Origin of the sequence: Lentzea waywayandensis (assembly GCF_900115955.1) — a bacterium.
In the GTDB taxonomy this organism is placed as follows: domain Bacteria; phylum Actinomycetota; class Actinomycetes; order Mycobacteriales; family Pseudonocardiaceae; genus Lentzea; species Lentzea waywayandensis.
Map to the genome: position 1 here is coordinate 255,896 of NZ_FOYL01000008.1, position 18,398 is coordinate 274,293.

Annotated in this window: 16 protein-coding genes; 9 read left to right on the forward strand and 7 right to left on the reverse strand. The window is 70.1% G+C overall.

Annotated elements, in window-relative coordinates:
* Window positions 1-121 precede the first annotated feature (121 nt).
* Window positions 122-571, forward strand: coding sequence for a hypothetical protein (locus tag BM417_RS29160; protein WP_093601169.1), 450 nt, complete (start codon window positions 122-124; stop codon window positions 569-571).
* Window positions 572-602: 31 nt separating this feature from the next.
* On the opposite strand, the gene BM417_RS29165 is transcribed toward BM417_RS29160, so the two are convergent.
* The gene (locus tag BM417_RS29165; RefSeq protein ID WP_093601171.1) at window positions 603-2,195 is read right to left on the reverse strand and encodes a PucR family transcriptional regulator; all 1,593 of its coding nucleotides are present in this window, start codon (window positions 2,193-2,195) and stop codon (window positions 603-605) included.
* Window positions 2,196-2,302: 107 nt separating this feature from the next.
* Between BM417_RS29165 and BM417_RS29170 the strand changes: the two genes are divergently transcribed.
* Genes BM417_RS29170 through BM417_RS29180 form a run of 3 tightly spaced genes read left to right on the forward strand, consistent with a single transcriptional unit; the run spans window position 2,303 to window position 5,712 of the window.
* Complete coding sequence (locus BM417_RS29170) at window positions 2,303-3,586, forward strand: aspartate aminotransferase family protein (RefSeq protein ID WP_093601173.1); 1,284 nt, start codon at window positions 2,303-2,305, stop codon at window positions 3,584-3,586.
* Window positions 3,583-5,064 (forward strand): CoA-acylating methylmalonate-semialdehyde dehydrogenase, encoded by a 1,482-nt coding sequence (locus BM417_RS29175; protein ID WP_093601175.1) that lies wholly within the window; start codon window positions 3,583-3,585, stop codon window positions 5,062-5,064. The genes BM417_RS29170 and BM417_RS29175 overlap by 4 nt, the downstream gene beginning before the upstream one ends.
* Window positions 5,065-5,073: 9 nt before the next feature.
* Complete coding sequence (locus BM417_RS29180) at window positions 5,074-5,712, forward strand: class I SAM-dependent methyltransferase (RefSeq protein ID WP_093601177.1); 639 nt, start codon at window positions 5,074-5,076, stop codon at window positions 5,710-5,712.
* Here BM417_RS29180 and BM417_RS29185 read toward each other — a convergent pair.
* Window positions 5,667-7,724, reverse strand: coding sequence for an elongation factor G-like protein EF-G2 (locus tag BM417_RS29185; RefSeq protein WP_093601463.1), 2,058 nt, complete (start codon window positions 7,722-7,724; stop codon window positions 5,667-5,669). The two genes, BM417_RS29180 and BM417_RS29185, sit on opposite strands and share 46 nt — an antisense overlap.
* Before the next feature lie 370 nt (window positions 7,725-8,094).
* Here BM417_RS29185 and pdxS point away from each other — a divergent pair, with 370 nt between their 5' ends.
* On the forward strand, window positions 8,095-8,988 hold the full coding sequence (gene pdxS, locus BM417_RS29190; protein ID WP_093601179.1) for a pyridoxal 5'-phosphate synthase lyase subunit PdxS: 894 nt from the start codon (window positions 8,095-8,097) through the stop codon (window positions 8,986-8,988).
* A gap of 60 nt (window positions 8,989-9,048) precedes the next feature.
* On the opposite strand, the gene BM417_RS29195 is transcribed toward pdxS, so the two are convergent.
* The 3 genes from BM417_RS29195 to helR all read right to left on the reverse strand — a co-directional run bounded on the left by BM417_RS29195 (window position 9,049) and on the right by helR (window position 12,887).
* Entirely contained in the window at window positions 9,049-9,738 is a 690-nt protein-coding gene (locus tag BM417_RS29195; RefSeq protein ID WP_143138849.1) for an LppU/SCO3897 family protein, read from the reverse strand.
* Between the two features lie 125 nt (window positions 9,739-9,863).
* Complete coding sequence (locus BM417_RS29200) at window positions 9,864-10,667, reverse strand: LppU/SCO3897 family protein (RefSeq protein ID WP_143138850.1); 804 nt, start codon at window positions 10,665-10,667, stop codon at window positions 9,864-9,866.
* 42 nt (window positions 10,668-10,709) lie between these two features.
* Window positions 10,710-12,887 (reverse strand): RNA polymerase recycling motor ATPase HelR, encoded by a 2,178-nt coding sequence (gene helR, locus BM417_RS29205; protein ID WP_245822221.1) that lies wholly within the window; start codon window positions 12,885-12,887, stop codon window positions 10,710-10,712.
* Window positions 12,888-13,063: 176 nt separating this feature from the next.
* Here helR and BM417_RS48725 point away from each other — a divergent pair, with 176 nt between their 5' ends.
* Window positions 13,064-13,891 carry a PIN domain-containing protein gene (locus BM417_RS48725; RefSeq protein ID WP_218164590.1) on the forward strand — a complete coding sequence of 276 codons (828 nt, stop codon included), beginning with the start codon at window positions 13,064-13,066 and terminating at the stop codon, window positions 13,889-13,891.
* On the opposite strand, the gene BM417_RS29215 is transcribed toward BM417_RS48725, so the two are convergent.
* On the reverse strand, window positions 13,888-14,442 hold the full coding sequence (locus BM417_RS29215; RefSeq protein WP_245822222.1) for a helix-turn-helix domain-containing protein: 555 nt from the start codon (window positions 14,440-14,442) through the stop codon (window positions 13,888-13,890). The two genes, BM417_RS48725 and BM417_RS29215, sit on opposite strands and share 4 nt — an antisense overlap.
* 58 nt (window positions 14,443-14,500) lie before the next feature.
* Between BM417_RS29215 and BM417_RS29220 the strand changes: the two genes are divergently transcribed.
* Genes BM417_RS29220 through BM417_RS29230 form a run of 3 tightly spaced genes read left to right on the forward strand, consistent with a single transcriptional unit; the run spans window position 14,501 to window position 17,951 of the window.
* Window positions 14,501-15,214: an AzlC family ABC transporter permease gene (locus tag BM417_RS29220; RefSeq protein ID WP_093601469.1), complete on the forward strand. Its 714-nt coding sequence runs from the start codon at window positions 14,501-14,503 to the stop codon at window positions 15,212-15,214.
* Window positions 15,193-15,501 carry an AzlD domain-containing protein gene (locus BM417_RS29225; protein WP_093601187.1) on the forward strand — a complete coding sequence of 103 codons (309 nt, stop codon included), beginning with the start codon at window positions 15,193-15,195 and terminating at the stop codon, window positions 15,499-15,501. Before BM417_RS29220 ends, BM417_RS29225 begins: the two co-directional genes overlap by 22 nt.
* Before the next feature lie 53 nt (window positions 15,502-15,554).
* Window positions 15,555-17,951, forward strand: coding sequence for a helix-turn-helix transcriptional regulator (locus BM417_RS29230; protein ID WP_093601189.1), 2,397 nt, complete (start codon window positions 15,555-15,557; stop codon window positions 17,949-17,951).
* Here BM417_RS29230 and BM417_RS29235 read toward each other — a convergent pair.
* Complete coding sequence (locus tag BM417_RS29235) at window positions 17,948-18,388, reverse strand: Lrp/AsnC family transcriptional regulator (RefSeq protein WP_030478062.1); 441 nt, start codon at window positions 18,386-18,388, stop codon at window positions 17,948-17,950. The genes BM417_RS29230 and BM417_RS29235 overlap by 4 nt on opposite strands.
* Window positions 18,389-18,398: the final 10 nt, after the last annotated feature.

Below are 18,398 nucleotides of genomic sequence, written 5' to 3' on the forward strand. Positions count from 1 at the left end.
ACCGTAGGACCTCCCGTGACGTGAGGTTCAAGCCCTGAACACCCGATCGAGCGGGTTAATTCTCGAACCAAATGCGCCGATGAAATCGAAGATCGGTCCCCAAACCAGATTGAGGAAAACTGTGTCTCGTTCCGGACTGTTCCGTGCCGCCGCCCTGCTCGCCGCCAGCGCCGCCCCGCTCCTCGCGGGCTCGGCCAGCGCCGCCGAGCTTCCCCAGCTGGGTGCCGGCGTCCCCGAGGTCGGCGCGGACAAGCTGATCTCCGACGCCACGCAGCACGCGAACCCGCTCGAGTCGGCCTCCGCCGTCCAGCTCCCGCACGTCGGCGCCCCCGTGGCCAACGACCTGCCGGTGCCCGCGCTGCCCGCCGTCCCGGCCGCGCAGGAGCGCACCGTGCCGAACCCGGTCGCCGCCGAGCTGGGCACCCTGCCGTCGCTGCCGAACGCCGAGGCCCTCACGGGCAACGCGCACGTCGGTGACCTGAAGGCGCCGGCGCTGTCCGACCTGCCGACCAACAACGTCGTGCCGAACCCGACCGTTCTCTCGGGCACCTTCCCGACGATCAACGGCTGAGTTCCCACGTCGAAAATGGGCCCGTGCGCGCTCACGGGCCCATTTCGTGCACCAGCAGTGCGACGTAGAGCGAGAGCACGGACTCCGGGTCCTCCAGCGAGACGCCGAGAACCTGTTCGATCCGCCCCAGCTGCTGGTAGTAGGCCGTGCGGGACAGGTGCGCCGCCGCGGCCGCCGCCGACTTGTTGCCGCCGTTCTCGCACAGGCACCGCAGCAGCTCGACCAGCCGGGAGCCCTGCGCCGAGTCCCGTGCCAGCAACGGCCCGAGCTCGCGGTCCGCGAACGCCCGCACCCGTTCGTCCTCGCGCAGCAGGTGCAGCAGCCCGCGCAGCCGGACGTCGTCAAGCCGGTGGTAGAGCTGGGATCCCGGTGCTCGCAGCGCCGCCCCGGCCACGTGCGCGGCCTCGCCGAGCGTCCTCCGAACGTCCGATGTGGACGTCACGGTGGTGCCGACCGCGATGACCACGGCCGACGCCGCCGTCCGGTGGATCTCGCGCGCGACCTTGCGCAGAACCCCTTCCACGCCAACGGTCACCGGCACCGACAGCAGCGCACGCACCGATGTGTCGTCCACGACGCCGACCAGCGCCGCGACCGTCACCCGCCGAGCCGCCAGCGCTGTCGCCTCGGCGAGATCACGCAGGACCTCCTGGGTGGCAAGCGTTTGCCCCTGCAGGACGGACACCGGCCGGACCGCCACGCCGATCAGCTGCCGTCGTTCCAGCGGCACGCCCAGCGCCGCCGCCCGTGCGCCCAGGTCCGGTGACTGCGGCGACTGGCCGAGCAGCTGGGCCAGCAACGTCCGGTGCGTCTGCCGTTCCAGCGACTCCCGATCGCGCGCCACGAGCCGATGCACCGCCAACGCCGAGGCAGCGCGTTCGGCGACCACGACGTGCCGGTGCGGTGGTGGCTCCGGCGAGACCATCACGAGCCGGCCCCAGTCCGCGCCGCGCGCCCCGACGATCGTGATCAACCAGCCGGACGCGGTGTGGTAGGCGGTCCGCTCGGTGACCGTGACGGCCCGCGAGCGCGCCGCCCAGTCGTCCAGCAGCGTCACGGGATCGTGCCCGGCCGCGTCGTAGGCGAGCACGTCGTGGCCGAGCGTCTCCAGCACGACCGCCAGCCCGGACGTGCGGGCCACCTCGCGCAGCACCTCGGAGGGTTCGGCGCCCGCGACCGTCAGCGCCGTGAACGTCTCGTGCACCTGCTCCGCGGCCCTGAGCTCGGCCAGCTGGGCGTCCACGATCAGCCCCACGACGGCCTCGGTCACGGCCACGTACTTGGTCTCCTCGGTGAGCGTGACCAGCGGTAACCCGTGCCGTTCGGCCGCCGTGACCAGCGCGCCGGGCACGTCGTCGCGCCACCGCCTGCCCAGCTCGACGATCAGGCCCGCGCAGCCGACGGCGGCCAGTTCCTCGATGTAGCGGGCGAGGCCGGACTCGGGGAGCATCACGCCGGTCGTGAGCACCAGTTCGCCGCCGCGCAGCAGCGGCGCGATGTCTGCGATCTCCGCCACATGCACCCAGCGCACGCGTCGGCCAAGGCCGGCCGATCCGGCCACCAAACGGGGCTTTCCCTGCCGGATCACCGGCAGAGCGACGACTTCGGAGACCGTCGGGTACATGGACACAACGTAATGCCAACCAGCCGATCCGGGTACAGGTTGTGCATGGCGGCGCACCCGGCACGGCAGCAGACTCCGAGGGAGGCGTCGGACCCCTGGAGGACGAGATGGCTCACAAGGAGCTGCTGGCACGACACCGCGCGGTGATGCCGAAGTGGCTGGCCCTCTACTACGACGAGCCCATCGAGATCGCGAGCGCCTCCGGGCGCCGGGTGACCGACCGCGAGGGCACGACCTACCTGGACTTCTTCGCGGGCATCCTGACCAACGCCATCGGCTACGACGTCGCCGAGATCAGCGACGCGATCCGGTCGCAGCTCGACACGGGTGTGCTGCACAGCTCGACGCTGTACCTGATCCGCTCGCAGGTCGAGCTGGCGGAGAAGATCGCCGAGCTGTCGGGCATCCCGGACGCCAAGGTGTTCTTCACCAACTCCGGCACCGAGGCCAACGAGACCGCGCTGATGCTCGCCACCCAGGCGCGCCGCAGCGAGCAGGTGCTGGCGCTGCGCAACAGCTACCACGGCCGTGCGTTCGCCACCGTCGCCATCACGGGCAACCGCGGCTGGTCCGCGTCCGCGCTGTCGCCGATCAAGGTCAGCTGGGTGCACGGCGGCTACCGCTACCGTTCGCCGTTCAGGTCGTTCTCCGACGCCGACTACATCAAGGCGTGCGTCGAGGACCTGCGCGAGATCATCGAGACCACGACGTCCGGCGACGTCGCTTGCATGATCGCCGAGCCGATCCAGGGCGTCGGCGGCTTCACGTCCCCGCCCGACGGCCTGTTCCGCGCGTTCAAGGACGTGCTGGACGAGTACGGGATCCTGTTCATCTCCGACGAGGTGCAGACCGGCTGGGGCCGCACCGGCGAGCACTTCTGGGGCATCCAGGCGCACGACGTGGTGCCGGACGCGATGACGTTCGCCAAGGGCCTCGGCAACGGTCTCGCGATCGGCGGTGTCGTCGCGCGCGGCGACCTGATGGACACGATCAACGCCAACTCGATCTCGACGTTCGGCGGCAACCCGATCTCCACGGCCGGCGCGCTCGCCACCGTGAACTACCTGCTCGACCACGATCTCCAGGCCAACGCGGCCAAGCTCGGCTCACGGCTGCTGAGCGGCCTGCGCGAGCTGGCCGAGAAGCACCCGGTGATCGGCGACGTGCGCGGCAAGGGCCTGATGGTCGGCGTCGAGTTCGTCGGCCCCGAGGGCGAACCGAACGCCGGTGCCGCCGGTGTCGTGCTGGCCGAGGCGAAGGCGCGCGGGCTGCTCGTCGGCAAGGGCGGCCTGTACGGCAACGTGATCCGGCTGGCCCCGCCGATGACGCTGACCGAGGACGAACTGGAAGAGGCTTTGGGCATTCTGGCGCAGGCGGTGGAGAAAGCGTGATCAAACACTGGATCAACGGCAAGCCCTGGGACAACGCTCCTGAACGGCTCGGCGACGTCTACGACCCGACGACCGGCAAGGTGGCCTCCCAGGTCGCCTTCGCCTCTGTGTCCGAAGTGGACGCGGCGGTGTCGGCCGCCGCGGAAGCGTTTGCGTCGTGGCGGAACGCGTCCCTGGCGCAACGCTCGACGGTGATGTTCAAGTTCCGCGAGCTGCTCAACGACCGCAAGGGCGACCTCGCGAAGATCGTGTCCGCCGAGCACGGCAAGGTCGTGTCCGACGCGGGTGGCGAGATCCAGCGGGCGCTGGAGTCGGTCGAGTACGCGTGCGGGATCCCGCAGCTGCTGAAGGGCGGGTTCAGCGAGAACGCGTCGACCCGCGTGGACGTCTACTCGATCCAGCAGCCCGTGGGCGTGGTCGGCGTGATCTCGCCGTTCAACTTCCCGGCGATGGTGCCGCTGTGGTTCGTGCCGACCGCCATCGCGTGCGGCAACACCGTGGTCCTGAAACCGTCCGAAAAGGACCCTTCGTCGTCCAACTTCCTCGCCGAACTGTTCGCCGAGGCCGGGCTGCCGGACGGCGTCCTGAACGTCGTGCACGGCGACAAGGTGGCCGTCGACCGGCTCCTCGAACACCCGACGGTGAAGGCGATCTCGTTCGTCGGCTCCACCCCGATCGCCCGCTACGTCTACGAGACCGGCACCTCGCACGGCAAGCGCGTGCAGGCGTTGGGCGGCGCCAAGAACCACATGGTCGTCCTGCCCGACGCCGACCTGGACCTGGCCGCGGACGCCGCCGTGTCCGCGGGCTTCGGCTCGGCGGGGGAGCGGTGCATGGCGATCTCCGTCGTCGTCGCCGTGGGCGAGGTCGGCGACTCGCTGGTCGCCAAGATCCAGTCGCGGATCGCCGACGTGAAGGTCGGCGCCGGTGCGTCGTGCGAGATGGGACCGCTGGTCACCGGCGTGCACCGGGACAAGGTCACGTCCTATTTGGACGCCGGGGTGGCCGCGGGCGCGGTGCTGGCCGTGGACGGCCGCGACCACCCGATCGACGGCGAGGCGGGCGGCTTCTGGCTCGGGCCGACGCTGTTCGACCACGTGGGCACCGACATGACGATCTACACCGACGAGATCTTCGGCCCGGTGCTCTCGGTCGTCCGCTGCGACACCTACGAAGAAGCCGTCGAGATGGTCAACTCCAACCGCTACGGCAACGGCACCGCGATCTTCACCAACGACGGTGGCGCGGCCCGCCGGTTCCAGAACGAGATCGAGGTCGGCATGGTCGGCGTGAACGTGCCGATCCCCGTGCCGGTGGCTTACTACTCGTTCGGCGGCTGGAAGGAATCGCTGTTCGGCGACTCCCACGCGTACGGCCCGCACGGCGTGCACTTCTTCACCCGCTCGAAGGTCGTCACCTCGCGCTGGCTCGACCCGTCGCACGGTGGCGTGAACCTGGGCTTCCCCCAGAACACCTAGGCTGGTGCGGTGAGCACTCGCCGCTCGTACGACCGCGTGGCCGCGCGCTACGCGCTCGAACTGAGCGGCGAGCTCGCGGGGAAGCCGCTGGACCGCGCTCTGCTCGACGCCGTCGCGGAGTCGGCGGACGGCCTGGTCCTGGACGTCGGCTGCGGGCCGGGCCACGTCGCGGCCTACCTGGCCGGACGAGTGCCCGTCGTCGGCGTCGACCTGTCACCGCAGATGTGCACGCACGCAGACGTGCCCGCCTGCGCCGGTGACATGACGGCGCTACCCATCCGATCCCACTCGGTCTCCGCGCTCATCTGCCTGTACGCGGTCATCCATCTCGATGCGGAGCAACGCGCCCGGGCCTACGCCGAGTTCGCACGGGTGCTGCGCCCTGCCGGGCAGGTGCTGGTCGCGTTCCACGTGCGCGACGCGGAAACGCGAGCGGGCCAGGAGAAGACCCTGACGCGGTGGTGGGACAGCGAGGTCGACCTGACCTTCCGCTTCCTCGACCCCGACGAGGAGACGCGCACGCTGGCGGAGGCGGGCCTCACGGTGACGGCCCGCCTCGATCGCGTTCCGGACCCGCGTGTCGAGCACGCGAGCGATCGGACCTACTTGCTGGCGCGTGCCGCCAACGCCTCCGGCAGCGGGTCGTAGCGGGAGAATCGGCGCGTGAACGTGCCGGTCCCCGACGTCAGCGACCGCAGCTCGACCGCGTACCGCAGCAGCTCCGACGACGGCACCTCGGCGCGGATCATCGTGCGCCCGCCCTCGTCCGACTCGGTCCCGAGCACCCGGCCGCGCCGTCCGGACAGGTCGCCGAGCACGGTTCCCAGGTGCTCGTCGGGCAGCCGGATCGCTACCTCGTCCATCGGTTCCAGCAGTTGCGTGCGCGCGGCGGCCGCGGCCTCCTTCAACGCCAACGCGCCGGCTGTCTGGAACGCGGCGTCCGACGAGTCGACCGAATGCGCTTTGCCGTCGACGAGAGTCACCCGTACGTCGACGACAGGGGTGCCGTCGTGCAGGCCTCGTTCCAGCTGCGCGCGCACGCCCTTCTCGACCGACGGGATGAACTGGTGGGGGACCGAGCCGCCGACGACCTTGTCCACGAACTCGAAGCCGGCGCCGCGGGGGAGTGGTTCCACGACGATGTCGCACACCGCGTACTGGCCGTGGCCTCCGGACTGCTTCACGTGCCGGCCGTGGCCTTTTCCGGATCCGGCAAAGGTTTCGCGGAACGGCACGCGCACCGGTTCGGTGTCGATCTCCGCTCCGCCGGCGCGCAGGCGGGCCAGCACGACGTCGGCGTGGGCCTCGCCCATGCACCACAGGACCATCTGGTGCGTCTCGGCGTTGCGGTCCAGGCGCAGGGTCGGGTCGCTCGCGACCAGGCGGCCGAGGTTGCGGGCCAGGTTGTCCTCGTCGCTGCGTGTGCGTGGCACGACGGCTATGGGCAGCAACGGTTCCGGCATGTCCCACGGCGCCATCAGCAGTGGTTGTTCGGGGGCGGAGACGGTGTCGCCGGTCTCGGCGGTGGTCAGCTTCGTCAGCGCGCACAGGTCGCCGGCCACGCAGTAGGGGACCTCGCGCAGCGTCGAGCCCAGCGGCGAGTAGATGTGGGCGACGCGTTCGTCCGCGTCGTGGTCCTCGTGGCCGCGGTCGGCCATGCCGTGGCCGGAGACGTGCACGGGGCGTTCGGGGCGAAGGGTGCCGGAGAAGACACGGACCAACGACACGCGGCCGACGTAGGAGTCCACTGCTGTGCGGACCACCTCGGCGACGAGTGGCCCGTCCGGGTCGGCGGCCATGCGGGGCTGCGGGATGCCGTCCACCGACGTCACGTCCGGAACCTGGTGCTCCAGCGGTGACGGGAACGCGCGCGCGATGCCGTCCAACAGCTCCACGAGGCCCATGCCGGTTGCGGCGCACACGGGCATCACGGGGTGGAACGAGCCGCGCGAGACGGCGGTCTCCAGGTCGGCGATCAGCGTGTCCTGGTCGATCTCCTCGCCTTCCAGGTAGCGGTTCATGAGGGTCTCGTCCTCGCTCTCGGCGATGATTCCCTCGATCAACGCCGCGCGCTCGTCCGGGTAGTTCTCACCGGACGTGAGCAGCCCGACCAGCGCGTCGCCCTCCGGCATGTACAGCGGCACGACGCCCGCGCCGAACGCCGCCTGGCACGCGACGACCTCGGTGCCGAAGTCCGCACGGTGGTGGTCGGTGCGTGTGATGACGACGGCGCGTGGCATGCCGACGAGAGCGCACTCCTCCCACAGCGAGATGGTGGCCGCGTCAACGCCCTCGAAGGCGTTGACAACAAAAAGGGCCGCGTCCGCGGCCCGTAGTCCTGCCCTGAGCTCACCCACGAAGTCGACGTATCCGGGGGTGTCGATCAGATTGATCTTGATGTCCCCGTGCTGGATCGGGGCTACCGCGAGGCCCACCGATCGTTGTTGTCGCACGGCGGCCGGGTCGTGGTCGCAGACCGTGGTGCCCTCGGTGACCGATCCCGCGCGGGTCAGGACACCGGTGGCGGCGAGCAGGGCCTCGGTGAGCGTCGTCTTGCCCGCGCCGGACGGCCCCACGAGCACGACGTTGCGGACCTTGGCCGGGTCGTCTACAGCGACCGCGCCTACCGATGTGCCGTTGTCGGAGTTCTTGCTTCCCATGGCGACCTCCGTCAAGTCGTAGTGTTCGATCTCACACCCGTTCACCTCCCGGTACAACCCCGCAGACCCGACTGGGCGCCCACCGGGGCCCGCGAGTGGCCGGCGCACTCGTGCGAGGTCGCGTCGGTCGTCCGGTCAACCGCTCGCGCCGAATTCGGCGAAGCCCAGTTCGGGCACGAGCGATTCGGCCGGACGATCGACTTCCCGGCGACCGAGCTGCCATCTCCGAAGGAGTGGCCATGAACACAGCGCTACCTGCGGTTGATCGGAAAGTGGCCTTCTGGTTCGGGGCTCCAGTGGCTTGGGCGAGGGGGCCACGTCAGACGTAGGATGAGTTCACCAAGACTTCCCCTCGTGAAAGGTTGCCCCGGTGAGCACTGATCAGGTCACGGGTACCGCCCGCGTCAAGCGCGGCATGGCCGAGATGCTCAAGGGTGGCGTGATCATGGACGTGGTCGACGCCACCCAGGCGAAGATCGCGGAGGACGCGGGCGCCGTCGCCGTCATGGCGCTCGAGCGCGTGCCCGCCGACATCCGCGCGCAGGGCGGCGTCGCCCGCATGAGCGACCCCGACCTGATCGACGGGATCATCGAGGCCGTCTCGATCCCGGTCATGGCGAAGGCCCGCATCGGCCACTTCGTAGAGGCCCAGGTTCTCGCGTCGCTCGGCGTCGACTACATCGACGAGTCCGAGGTGCTCACCCCGGCCGACTACGCCAACCACATCGACAAGTGGGCGTTCACCGTTCCGTTCGTGTGCGGTGCGACGAACCTCGGCGAGGCCCTGCGCCGCATCACCGAGGGCGCGGCCATGATCCGCTCCAAGGGTGAGGCCGGCACCGGTGACGTCTCGAACGCCACCACGCACATGCGCAAGATCCGCCAGGAGATCCGCCGCCTGCAGAACCTCCCCGAGGACGAGCTCTACGTCGCCGCCAAGGAGCTCCAGGCGCCGTACGAGCTGGTCAAGGAGATCGCGCAGAACGGCAAGCTCCCCGTCGTGCTGTTCACCGCCGGTGGCATCGCGACCCCGGCCGACGCCGCGATGATGATGCAGCTCGGCGCCGAGGGCGTGTTCGTCGGTTCCGGCATCTTCAAGTCCGGCAACCCGGCCCAGCGCGCCGAGGCCATCGTGAAGGCCACCACCTTCCACGACGACCCCGACGTCATCGCCAAGGTCTCGCGCGGCCTGGGTGAGGCCATGGTCGGCATCAACGTCGAGGACGTTCCGGAGCCGCACCGCCTCGCCGAGCGCGGCTGGTAAGCCACAGGAACGAACGAGAAGGGCGCGTCCCCACGGCGGGGACGCGCCCTTCTTCGTGTCCTATGAAGCCGGCGTGAAGCAGTACGTGGTCTTCGTCTCCTGATAGGCCATGGCCTTCAACGTGTTCGCGCCGCAGGCCGCCTCGTCGGCGGTGTTCGCGAGCACCCGCACCTTGATCGCCTCGGACGCGCCGCAGTCCACCGCCTTGTTCTCGGCGGTGAACGAGGCGAGCGTGAAGTCGTAGCACTGGCCGTCGAAGAACACCGGGATCAAGCACAGATCACCCTCGCGACCGTAGTAGGTCGTGTACGCGTCCGGGTCGTCGCCGCACTCCTCGCTCTCGGAGCCCAGCACCTTGCTCACGGTGTAGTTGTGCCGAGTTCCGCCACAGGGCACCTCGTCGTACTTCATGTCGGTCTCCAGGCCCGTCAGCCTCACGCAGTCGCCGACCGCCGTGCCGATGCCGCGACCCCCCGGGAGCACGGAGAAGACCGTGGCCATCATCGCCACCAGCAGGACGCCGAGGCTGATCCCGACCACCAGGCCGACGCGGGAGGTCCTTTGTGGAGGGCTGGCGGGTGCCGGCGTGGGGTAGGCGCCGACGGGGTACGCGGGGAACGGGGTGGCCTGGGGGCGTGGTGCCCACACGTTGGCCGGAGTGCGCGGTGCCCACACGTTGGCCGGTTCGCTCGACCCGTCCGGAGCAGCGGCGTGCTCCCGTTCGTCCGGTGGAACAGGCGGAGTCGTCATGCATTGCCCCCAATGCGGCTCGGACGCGGATGTGATCGTCTGGCCGACGCGAGCAGTCCCCCCAGACTTCCGCCCATCCTAGTGCTGGTCAGGTCTTTCCCCGACCGCCTGTCGGGTCACGTGCCTCAGATCGAGAACGTGTGGGTCAGGCAGTAGGTCGTCTTGATCTCCGGATAGGCCAGGGCCAGCGCCAGCCGCTCGTCCTGTCCGCACGCCGCCTTGTCCGCGGTTCCGGCGATCACCTTGGCCTTGACGACCATGTAGCCGCCGCACGCCTTCTTCGGGAACTCCGACTGCAGCGACGCGAGGGTGAAGTCGTAGCACTCGCCGTCCACGAACACCGGGATCAGGCACACGTTCACGCTGGAACCCTTGGAGTACTTGACATAGCCGTCCGGCGGCGTGCCGCACTCCTCGGTGGACGTCGCCGGCGTCTTGGACACGGTGTAGTTGTGCCGGTTCTCGGCGCACGGGGTCTTCTCGAACTTCGGGTTGAACGATCCGCCCGCGAGCAGCACGCAGTCACCGACCTCCGCGAACGGCTTCGGCTTGGTGGTGGTCGTCGTGGTCGTCACCGCGGTGGTGCTGGTCGTGGCGACCCCGCTGCCGAACTTGAGGTCGTCCTTGCGCACGAACCAGAGCATCACGGCCCCGATCGCCACCACGAGCACGAGCAGGCCGACGCTGATCAGCAGCCCGGCGCGCGAGGACCGTTGCGGCGCGACGTGCAGCACCGGCGGCGGCACGTTCGGCCCGCCCCACTGCTGCGGGTACGGCTGCTGGGGACCCGAGTACGCCCCGAACGGGTTGGGGTCGACCGGTCCGTACATCGCGTCGTGCGGGGTGGGCGCCCCGTGAGCCGGGCCCGGCGGCGCGGCCCACGGGTTCACCGGCTCACCGGGTCTGCCAGGCTCGGGTGGTGTGGTCACAGGATGGACCTTAGAGCTGGTCAGAACCCCGCACCCACCGAATTACCCGCTTGTGCGCACCGTCTCAGCGAGATCGGACAACGCGGCCGGCAGCGCCTCGTGGTGCAGCACGCCGAGCCGTTGCGTGGCACGGGTGAGCGCCACGTACAGCTCCGCCGCGCCGCGCGGCCCGTCCGCCATGATCCGTTCCGGCTCGACGACGAGCACCGAGTCGTACTCCAGGCCCTTGGTCTCCGAGGCGGGCACCGTGCCGGGCACGCCGACCGGTCCGATCACGACGCTCGTTCCTTCGAGGGCCGCCTCCTGCTTCGTGAACTCCTCGATGGCGCCGGGCAGTTCGCCGACGGTGAGCTGCCGCGACCACGGCTGAACACCGTTGGCACGCACCGATTCCGGCGCCTGGACGTCCGGCGCGAACTCGGCGAGCACCCGTGCCGCGACGGCCATGATCTCCGCGGGCGTGCGGTAGTTGACCGTCAGCGACCGGTACTCCCAGCGCCCCGGCACGTACGGGTCGAGCATCTGGCCCCACGACGTGGCACCCGCCGCCGCACGACGCTGCGCCAGGTCGCCCACCACCGTGAAGGAACGGCCAGGGCAGCGGCGCATCAGCACCCGCCAGTCCATTTCGGTCAGTTCCTGGGCCTCGTCCACGACCACGTGCCGGTAGGTCCAGCCGCGGTCCGCCAGCGCGCGTTCGGCGAGCGTGCGCTGGTCGTGGTCCTCGAAGCGCTCGGCCAGGTCCTCGGCGAACAACATGTCCGAGGCGAACAGGTGGTCCTCGTCGTCCATGTGGTCGAAGCGGCCGACCATGCTGTCGAGCACCTCGGCCGCGTACCGGGCCTCGGCCGCGCGGTCGGCCGAGGCGGCCTGGTCGACGGCCTGCTCGGTGCCGTCCTTGCCCAGCAGGTCGTGCAGTTCGTCGAGCAACGGCACGTCCGAGACCGTCCACGCGGACCCGTCCGCGCGGTGCAGGGACGGGTCGGCGCCCGCTTCCGCGAGCAGTTCCGGTGACGAGTACAGCGCGCTCAGCAGCTCGAACGGCGTCATGATCGGCCACAGGGAGTCGAGGATCGCGACGAACGAGTCGTCGTCGGCGAGGTCCTTGACCAGACCCGCCCGCATCTCCTCCCAGGCCTGCTTGTCGGACCGGGACATCCAGCCCTTGCCGATCCGGCCGATCGCCCGCTCGGTCAGGACGTACGTGACGATCTCGCGGAACACCGCGCGGGCCTCGTTGTGCGGCAGGCCGCTGTCGCGCGCCTCCTGCCGGGCCCACTCGGCGACGTCAGCGCCGATGTGGACGACCACGTCCTTCATGCCCATCGGGATCGGCTCCGCCGGAACGCGCTGCAGGGCCCTGACGGCCGCCTTCAGCACGTCCACCATCTTGCGCGAACCCTTGAGCCGCGCGACGTCCGGAGTGTCCTCGGCGGTCGCGAGCAGACCGGGCAGCAGGCTGCCGGTGGTCGAGAACACGACGTCCGACTCGCCCAGTGACGGCAGCACGCGGCTGATGTGGTTGAGGAACGCCGGGTTGGGACCGACGACGAGCACGCCGTGCCGTTCCATGCGCTCTCGTTGCGTGTACATCAGGTACGCGACGCGGTGCAGCGCCACGACCGTCTTGCCGGTGCCGGGGCCGCCCTCGATCACCAGTACGCCGGGGTGGTCGAGCCGGATGATCGCGTCCTGTTCGGACTGGATGGTCGCCACGATGTCGCGCATGCCCTCGCCGCGCGGCGCGTTCAACGCCTCCAGCAGGGCCACGTCGCCCTGCTCCTCGCCGAGCCTGCCGAACACCTCGTCGGTGAACCCGGCCACGGCGCGGCGGCGGGTGAGGAACTGACGGCGCCGGAGCATGCCCTCGGGGCTGGCGCCGGTGGCGGTGTAGAACGGCCGCGCCGCCGGTGCCCGCCAGTCGAGCAGTGCCGGTTCGAACTCGTTCTCCTCGTCGAACAGGCCGATCCTGCCGATGTAGGAACGGTCGCCGTCGACACTGTCCAGCCGGCCGAAGCACAGGCCGTAGTCGGCCACGTTCAGGCGCTTCATCTCGCGGTGCCGGGCGCGCACCTCGTTGTCACGGTCCATTGCGGTCTCGCCGGTGCCACCCAGCGCCGACTGGTAGGCGGCCTTCACACGCGCGCGTTCGCCATCGAGCCGTGCGTAGAGACCGGCCACGTATTCACGCTCGGACTGCAGTTCTTCTTCGTAACCCACGTGCTCCCCACAGCGCCCTTGTTCTGGCTTGAGGCGATGAGTGTGAACGATCCATGGGGCCTTGTGGCAAGGCCCCCTGTCTGCTATACGGTTAAGTGGGAAGAATCGCACCCCGAACGTGTGGAGCGTGTGTAGGTCCCGCGTGTCCTCCTCCCGGGGTTGTCATCATGGCCGGTATGAACGTGCCGTTCCGCTGGGATCTCGTGACGCCCGACCAGCTCGGGTCGCTGCTCGACGACGTCGCGATCCCCGAGGTGCGCTACCTCGCCGACCTGGCGGAGTGCGCGGGCAAGGTGCTCGCGCGGGGCGGCAACGGCGACCTGGTGTTCGTCGGGCGCTCGCTCGACTCGATGTTCGACCTGCTCGGCGGCGCGCTGGAGGGCACGGACCACACCCTTGCGCGGCTGCCGCTGTCGTTCCTGCACCCCGACGACCACACCCGGCCGGAAGTCCTGCGAGCGCGGGAGATCCTCACGGAACTCGGCATCACGCCCGCCTCGCTGGCCCGCCGCACCCGGCCGGTGACGTTCGTCGACGTGGTGTCGTCAGGCCGGACGTTCCTGAGTCTCTTCACGCTGCTGGACGACTGGATCGCCGAGGAACGCGAGCCGTGGCCGGTGATCCGCCTCAAGATCCGGTTCGTCGGGGTGACCCGCAGGACGGAGACCAGTCCGAACACCCGGCGCTGGAAAGAAGAACACGCCGAATGGACGCGCAGGCTGCCCGCCGCGTCCGTCGTGAACGTGTCGCTCCACACGTTCGCCTGGTCGTACTTCGGCGACCACCAGCAGAAGGTGACCAGACACTTTCCGTCGCACAGGTGGGTGGACGGCCCGCCGGAGACCCGGCGCGACGACAGGACTCGCAAGGCGCTGGCCGAAGCCGTGCACCTCGTGGAACTCGGGCGCACCAAGGAGGTTCGGCGGAGGATCGCGCGCGCCATCGACGGCGAACCCGCGCTCGCCGAACCGTGGCTGCGCGCGCTGCGGAGCCAGTTGGGCTAGACGGTGTGCTCCATGACCATCATCGCGGTCGTGCCCGGCTCCAGTGCCTTGCAGATGTGCGGCAGGTCGCCGGGATAGACGATGTAGTCGCCCGGCCCGAGCTCGATCGGGTCGTCGGCGAGGCCCGCGAGGCAGCGGCCGGACGCCACGATCATGTGCTCGACGCTGCCCGGCACGTGCGGCAGCGACTCGCGGGCGCCGCCGGGTTCGAGGGCCAGCCAGTAGATGTCGTGTTTGGTGCCCGGACGGCACGCGGCCAGCAGTGTCGCGGAGTAGTGCGCCTGTTCGGAGTGGATGACCGGGCCCTCGCCGGCGCGGATCACCTGCACGCGTGGCACGGCGGGTTCGACGAGGCGGCTGAACGGGACGCCCAGCGCGACGCCGAGTGCCCACAGGGTCTCCACGCTGGGGTTTCCCGCGCCGGACTCCAGCTGGGAGAGCGTCGACTTCGCGACGCCGGCCTTCTTCGCGACCTCGCTCAGCGACATGCCTGTGCGGTCGCGCTCGCGCCGGAGGTTGGCGGCGATGAGGTCGAGTGGTGCGTTCGACACAGAAGTCCATCCGTTCGTCTTGACGAACACCGATCCCAGGTGTTCATCTTAATGGGTGGTGCGTTCGATCTGGCGAACTCTTGATAGAGACTCATTTGACTCTGGGCTGCTGCGTGACGTGGCCGCGGTAGCACTGGGTGCCGCGGTGACCGGTGCGAGCTTCGGCGCGATCTCGGTCGGCTCCGGCCTGCCGTGGTGGATGCCGGTGCTGATGTCGCTGGTGATCTTCGCGGGCGGCTCGCAGTTCATGGCTGTGGGTGTCGTCGCCGCAGGTGGCAGCCCTGCCGCCGCCGTGCTGGCCGGGCTCGTGCTCAACGCGCGGCACCTGCCGTTCGGCCTCGCGGTCGGGGACGTGCTGGGCAAGAGCCCGCTCGCCAGGATCGTCGGCAGCCACCTGCTGATCGACGAGTCGACGGCGTTCGCGATGGCGCAGAAGGACCCCGCGAGAGCGCGTGCGGCCTACTGGGCGTGCGGCGTGTCGCTGTTCTTCAGCTGGAACACGGGCGTGCTCATCGGTGCGCTCGTGGGGCAGGCGATCGGCGACCCGATGACGTTCGGGCTGGACGCGGCGTTCCCGGCGGCCCTGCTGGCGCTCACGCTGCCGGCGCTCAAGGACGCGGCGACGCGCAACGCGGCACTCGTCGGCGCGGCGATAGCGCTCGCCACGACGCCGTTCCTGCCCGCCGGTGTGCCTGTGCTGCTCGCGCTCGCCGGCCTGTTCGCGTTCCGCACGACGAAGAAGGAGGAGCCGTGCCCGTCACCGCAGTCCTGATCCTGGCCGCCGGCACCTTCGCGATCCGCCTCGCCGGACCGTTGCTGCGCGACCGCGTCACGTTGCCCGAGAAGGTCCGCGAGCTGCTGTCCGCGTCGGCGACCGTGCTGCTGTTGGCGCTGGTAGCGGTCTCGGCGTTGACGAACGGCAAGCAGTTCGGCGGCTGGGCGCTCGCGATCGGCGTCGCCGTCGGCGGGCTCGCGGCGTGGCGCAAGCTGCCGTTCGTGGCCGTCATCGTGCTCGCCGCGGCGACCACGGCAGGCCTAAGGCTCATCGGGGTGGCATAGCGCCAATGCTTCCGCGATAGGCGGCCAATGGCGGACAGGCCTCAGATGGACCCATGGGCGCGAAACCTGGACTGGTCGGGCGGGACCGGGAGACGACGCGGCTGGCGGAGGCACTCACCGCAGCTTCGGGCGGTGACGGGCACCTCGTGGTGGCCACCGGGGGACTCGGGGCCGGCAAGACGGCACTGCTCACGACCGCGCGGGAGCTGGCCGCGCGGCACGGGTTCACGGTGCTGGCGGCGCGCGGCAGCTACCTGGAGCGCGACCTGCCGTTCGGACTGGTCAGCCGTCTTTTCGTCTGCGTGCAGCCGGGGGACGACGTTCAGCACCAGCCGCGCATCGCGGCCGCGCTCGGGCAGTCCGACTCGCTGGCCGAACCAGGCCCGGTGACGTTGCCCGAACTGCACGTCCTGCACCGTGCGCTCGCCCGGATGGCCGCCGAACGCCCCGTCGCCCTCGTCGTGGACGACGCGCAGTGGGCCGACCAGCCGTCGTTGCAGTGGCTGAGCACCCTGCCGCACCGCATCGAGCACCTGCCGATCTTCGCGCTGGCCGGGATCGGGGCGGGCGAGGTGTGCGCGGGACCGCAGACCCTGGAGGAACTGCTCGCCGCGTCGACCAGCGAGATCCGGCTGGACGAGCTGTCGTTCGCCGACTCGCGGGCGTTGGTCGAGAACGAGCTGGGGCCGCAGGACGACGACTTCGTCGCGCTGTGCCGCGCCGAGGCGGGCGGCAACCCGTTGCTGCTTCTCAACCTCGTGCGCGCGTACACCGACCACGTCGTCGGACTCACCGCACCGGCGTTGCTGCCGACCGTGAACGTGCGCCTGCGTCGCCTCGCCCCGCACGCGCCGGACGCGTTGCACGCGCTGGCCGTACTGGGCGGCGAGGTGACGCTGCCGCGCGTCGCCGAGCTGATCGGCATCGAACCGTGCGAGCTGGCCGGGACGATCGCCGCGCTGCACCGGATGGGATTGCTGTCGGCCGACGGCTCCTTGGTGCATCCGTTGGTGCGCAACACTTTGCGTGAAGAGCTGACCATCACCGAGCGCCAGGACCTGCACGCTGCCGCTGCCCGGTTGCTGACCGAGACGGGCGCGTCGGCCGAGGCGGTGGCCGAGCACCTGGTCGAGACCCGGCCGCAGGGCGAGGAGTGGGCGACCGAGGTGCTCGTGTCGGCCGCCCAGCGAGCCCGGACGCGCAACCGGGTCGTGGACGCCGTCCGATACCTCAGGCGGGCGATGGACGAGCCGGAGTCCGCCGGTCTGCTGGCCGAACTCGGCGAGGTCGAGTCCTATGTGGACGTCCCGGCGGCGGTGGACCACCTGGGAGAGGCCGATCCCGCGCACCCCGCGTTGCCGGGCCTGCTCGCGTTGCTGGGGGAGGAGCCGCAGTTCGAGCCGGACGTCGTCGGCGATCCCGACGTCCTGCCGACGACTCCCTCGGAGTTCGAGCCCTACCTGCGGGCAATCGGGTTCGTGAGGATGCGTGGCGAGCTGACGGCCGCCTACGCGCGTGTGGACCGTGCGCTGACCGTGGCGCGTCGCTGGCAGCACCGGCCGTGTGTTGCGGCGGCCCTCACGGCGCGTTCGGCGTGTCTGCGGGATCTGGGACGGCTGGCGGGCGCCGAGGCCGATGCCCGCGAGGCGTTGGCGGTGCTGGAGAGCTGCGGCGCGGCTCGGGTGTCGACGCCCGTCTTCGCGGCGCTGACCGAGCTTTCCTTGGCACTGCTGGAGATGGGCGACGTCGAGATGGCGTCGGCCGTGTTCGAGGTGGTGCCCGGCGAGGTGCCCGACCTGTTCGGCGCGCCCGCTCTGCTGGCCGCACGGGGACGGGTGCGGATCGCGGCCGAGCGACGCAAGGACGGTGTGCGCGACCTGCTGGACTGCGGCGAACGGTTGCACGTGCGTCGTTGCGACAGCACGTCGTGGCGGCTGCCCCTCGGAGGAGACCACCTTCTTGCCGAGGAACGGCTCGCGCGCTCGATCGGCGCGGTGCTGCCGTTGGCGGCGTCGTTGCGAGCGCAGGGCGTGCTTCTCGGCGTGGAAGGCATTGCGTTGCTTCAGGAATCGGTCGACCTGCTGGCCTCGTCCGGCGCTCTTCTGGAACGGGCGCGCAGCCACTTCGCGCTGGGCCGCGCGCTGCACCTGGCCGGACGGGTCAAGCCGGCCCGCGCCGAGCTGCGCGTGGCCGTGGACCTGGCCGACGACTGCGGGGTCGAGGAACTGGCCGAGGAGATCCGGCAGGAGCTCGCCGCCGGGCCCGCGGGGTTGACGGAGTCCGAACGACGGGTCGCCGCGCTGGCCGCCGAGGGCAAGATGAACCGCGAGATCGCGGCTGTGTTGTTCGTGCAGCTGCGGACCGTCGAGATCCACCTGACGAAGGTTTATCGCAAGCTCGGCATTGACGGTCGTGATCAGCTCGCACCCGCATTGCGCCTCGCCGGTTAATGCTTCCTGACGTGCGAGAAAAGCAGGTTTGTATGAACCTCTGTCACCTCTCGCCGGCTGGTGAACTTGTCGAGCACGAGCCGTTGGAGATGGCCGACGTCTGATACCGCGACATGCACCAGGAAATCTTCTGGACCTGTCACGTGGGAGAGCGCGAGCGTTTCGGGAAGCGACAACACGTAAGCCATGAACGGGTCGACGATCTCCTTGGTGTGCGGGCGGATCTTCACCGCGAGCATCGCCTGGACGTGCTGCCCGACGGCGCCCGGATCGATCTCGGCGTGGTAGCCGGTGATCACTCCGCGTTCTCTGAGGGCCCGGTGCCGGACCACCGCCGTGGACTGCGCGACGTTGACGCGTTCGGCCAGGTCCTTGTTCTGCAGCCGCGCGTCCTTCCGCAGCTCCCGCACGATGGCCTCGTCGATCGAATCCAGCACGGCTGTTCTC

Excerpts from the sequence above, each read along its gene's own strand:
- BM417_RS29165 (WP_093601171.1), bottom strand. The coding sequence starts at position 2,195 with ATGTACCCGACGGTCTCCGAAGTCGTCGCTCTGCCGGTGATCCGGCAG.
- BM417_RS29170 (WP_093601173.1), top strand. The coding sequence starts at position 2,303 with ATGGCTCACAAGGAGCTGCTGGCACGACACCGCGCGGTGATGCCGAAG.
- BM417_RS29185 (WP_093601463.1), bottom strand. The coding sequence starts at position 7,724 with ATGGGAAGCAAGAACTCCGACAACGGCACATCGGTAGGCGCGGTCGCT.
- BM417_RS29195 (WP_143138849.1), bottom strand. The coding sequence starts at position 9,738 with ATGACGACTCCGCCTGTTCCACCGGACGAACGGGAGCACGCCGCTGCT.
- BM417_RS48725 (WP_218164590.1), top strand. The coding sequence starts at position 13,064 with ATGAACGTGCCGTTCCGCTGGGATCTCGTGACGCCCGACCAGCTCGGG.
- BM417_RS29230 (WP_093601189.1), top strand. The coding sequence starts at position 15,555 with ATGGGCGCGAAACCTGGACTGGTCGGGCGGGACCGGGAGACGACGCGG.